Source organism: Roseateles chitinivorans (assembly GCF_002761755.1).
Lineage (GTDB): Bacteria > Pseudomonadota > Gammaproteobacteria > Burkholderiales > Burkholderiaceae_C > Roseateles > Roseateles chitinivorans.
The window spans coordinates 1-3,087 of record NZ_PEOG01000141.1 but is presented as its reverse complement, the minus strand read 5'-3'; the positions used below and the strand labels follow the sequence as shown (position 1 = coordinate 3,087).

Genomic DNA, 3,087 nt, shown 5'->3' with positions numbered 1-3,087 from the left:
CGGCGGCAGCCAGCGGTCGCCCGGCGCGAGCAGCGCCGCCACCTCCGGCGCGTTCAGCGCCTTGGGCATGGCCACGAGCGTCGCGGCGTGCCCACCGGGATTGCCCGCCTCGCCCGGAGCGACCCACAGCAGCTCGCGGGGCCGGTCGGCGGGGTCCTCGGTGCCGCAGGCGAAGTCGTCGTCGGTCGCATGCACCAGCCAGCTCAGCGCGGCGTCGCCGTCGTCACGATCGGCGTCGGCGTGCAGCCGCTCGATCGTCTCGGCGGTGCCGTGCACGAGCAGCGTGCCGCCATCGGCCCGCACCAGCGCATCGGCGCGATGCAGCCGTTCCGCGGTCGTGCCGGCGGGGACAAAACGCAGGCCGCGGCAACGTCCGTCGGCGTAATAGCCGTGTTCGACGTCGATGCGCAGCAGTGGGAGGTACGGGCCCATGGTGCGTGCTCCTTCGCGATCAGCTGCGGGCGCCGACGCCGATGCCGACGCCCGGGGTGCGCACCGCCGGCAACTGGGCATCGGACTGGCGGGCATCGATGGTGATCAGGCGCACCCGGTACAGCACCGAGGGCAGGTAGCGCCCGCCGAGCACGCCCCACAGCGTCGCCATCTCGTGCAGGTTCAGCGGCTCGATCGACAGCGTGAGCTTGTCCAGGCGCGGGTCCAGGCCGGGCGAGTTCTGCGTGTCCAGCACCGGCGTGGCCTGGAAGCAGGCGATGGTGCTGGCGATGAGCTTGAGCGCTTCCGGATAGGTGCTGCCGCCGTAGTTGGCGGCGAACATCACCAGCAGGTTCAGCTGCACCGGCGGGGCGGAGCGGGCCAGCCGATCGCCGCTGCCCAGCGCCTGGGCCGGCAGGCTGGCGACCGGATCGCGCTCGATGTTCACCAGGAAGGCGGCGAGCCGGTGCGAGGCCCCGGCCGCCGGTCCGCCGTCGGCCTCGTGCAGCGCGGTCACCGCGACCAGGTCCTCCGCCGACTGGTGCGAGCGGCGCAGCACCGCATTCAGGTGGCCGGCGAGGTGGAGGAGGACGGCGTCGATCATGGTGAGGGCCGAGGACGGGTGGGAGGCTCGGACGCCGCGAGGCGCCGGAAGGTCGATGGGATGAACGATAGGAGCGCGTCCCGCCGCGGCCCATCCGGCGGATGCGGATGTTGGCGGGCGCGATTGCCGAGATCCGGCTCGGCGAACGGCCGGTGGCGGGCATGTCGATGCGGGCGCGGCTGTCAAGCTGTCAACCCTGCCGGGGCCCAGGTGCTGACGGGCGAGGCCGGCGCTCCTAGACTCCGCGCCATCACCGCCCGCAGAGGCGCGTCGCAGGGAGCAATCACCATGGACAGGAGCAGTGGCGAAGGCCGGGCGCCCGCGTTGGCCGCGACGGCTGCGCCATCCCGGCCGAAGGGCACCGGTGCGGACGGTACGCTCGTCGGTGGCGTGCTGGCCGCCGCGCCGCGCGAGTTCCTGCTCGGGGACTGGCGGGTGGAGGTGCGGACGCGGCGACTGAGCCGCGGCGACGAAACCGTGGTGCTGGAGCCGCGACCGATGGCGGTGCTGGTCGCGCTGTGCCGCCAGCCGGGCGAGGTGGTGCCCGCCGAGGCGCTGCTGCAGGACTGCTGGCCCGATGCGACGACGCTGGGCGACAACCCGGTCCACAAGGTGGTGGCCGGCCTGCGCCGCGCGCTGGGCGACAGCGCCGCGACGCCGCGCTACCTGGAGACCATCCGCAAGCAGGGCTACCGGGTGGTGGCGCCGATCGGGGTGCTGTCGGCGCAGGGGCCGCGCAGCCATGCCGGCGGCTGGCGGGGACAGTCGCCGTTCCGCGGCCTGGAGCCGTTCGACGCCGCGCACGCGAGCGTGTTCTTTGGCCGCGACGACGCCGTCGCCGCGCTGCATGCGCGCCTGACGCGGCAATGGCGGCTGGGCCATCCGCTGGTGGTGCTGCTGGGGCCGAGCGGCTCGGGCAAGACCTCGCTGGTGCAGGCGGGACTGATGCCGGCGCTGGCGCGCCCGGCCGTCGATGACGACCGTGGCGACCGCGCGCTGCGTGTCTGCGCCGCCGCCAGCGTCGACCTGGGCGCGCTGGGCGGTCTCGATGCCTGGGCGGGCGTGGCCGGCGCGATGCTGGACTGGGAGTGCCAGGGCGTGCCGCTGCTGTCCGGCTACAGCATCGACACGCTGGCGGCGGCGCTGCGCGATGCACCGGACGAGGTGCTGCGCCAGCTCGCGATCGGGCTGGACGCGACACGCGCGCTCCGCGGGGGCGCGCAGGCACCGCCGCTGCTGGTGCTGGACCGGCTGGAGGCGGTGCTGCAGGAGGACGAGGTGCACACCGCGGCCTGGTTCGACGCGCTGGAGCGGCTGGTGCGCAGCACGCGGCTGGTCGTGCTGGCCGTCTGCCGCAACGACTTCTATGCGGCGCTGGCGCGGCGGCCGCTGCTGATGCGCGGCAAGGAGAGCGGCGCCCACCTCGACCTGGCGCCGCCCGGCGCGCGCGCCATCGCGCAGATGATCCGGCTGCCGGCGCGTGCCGCCGGGTTGAGCTACGGCGCCGACGAGAGCGGGCTGAACCGGCTCGACGACCGGCTCTGCGCCGACGCGATGCAGGCGCCGGATGCGCTGCCGCTGCTGCAGTACACGCTGCAGCAGCTCTACCTGCACCGGGCGCCGGGCGAGGTGCTGGCCTGGTCGGCCTATGAGGACCTGGGCGGCCTGGAGGGCGCGATCGGCCGCCGCGCGGAGGCGCTGCTGCGTGAACTGCCGGCGGACCAGCAGGAGGCGCTGCCGCGGCTGCTGCCGCGCCTGGTGTCGCTGGCCGGCGAGGAGGCGTCGCCGACCGGCCGCTGGGTCGCCGCGGCGGAGCTGAGCGACGCGCCCGAGCGCGCGCTGGTCGCCGCGTTCGTCGAGGCTCGCCTGCTGGTGGCGGACCACGCGGGTGGCGTCAACGGCTACCGCGTGGCCCACGAGGCGCTGCTGCGGCGCTGGCCGCGGGTCACCGCCTGGGTCGCGCAGCACCGCGTCGCGCTGTCGGCGCGTGACGAGCTGCGGCCCTGGGTCGCCCGCTGGCGCGAGGCGGGCCGGGCGAGCGCGCTGCTGCT

At 75.2% G+C, this 3,087-nt stretch carries 3 protein-coding genes; 1 reads left to right on the top strand and 2 read right to left on the bottom strand.

The features are described 5' to 3' along the window. Both CS062_RS24940 and CS062_RS24935 read right to left on the bottom strand, forming a co-directional pair. The coding region (locus CS062_RS24940; RefSeq protein ID WP_143742517.1) for a hypothetical protein at window positions 1-432 on the bottom strand (432 nt) is incomplete at its 3' end. 19 nt (window positions 433-451) lie between these two features. Continuing rightward, window positions 452-1,036 carry a Pvc16 family protein gene (locus CS062_RS24935; RefSeq protein ID WP_099864540.1) on the bottom strand — a complete coding sequence of 195 codons (585 nt, stop codon included), beginning with the start codon at window positions 1,034-1,036 and terminating at the stop codon, window positions 452-454. A 288-nt stretch (window positions 1,037-1,324) separates the two neighbouring features. Between CS062_RS24935 and CS062_RS24930 the strand changes: the two genes are divergently transcribed. Then, window positions 1,325-3,087, top strand: a 1,763-nt coding sequence (locus CS062_RS24930; RefSeq protein ID WP_199174356.1) for an nSTAND1 domain-containing NTPase, incomplete at its 3' end; no start/stop codon positions are given.

Bases quoted from the DNA above. Each gene is read 5' to 3' on its own strand.
- CS062_RS24935 (WP_099864540.1), bottom strand. From the start codon at position 1,036: ATGATCGACGCCGTCCTCCTCCACCTCGCCGGCCACCTGAATGCGGTG.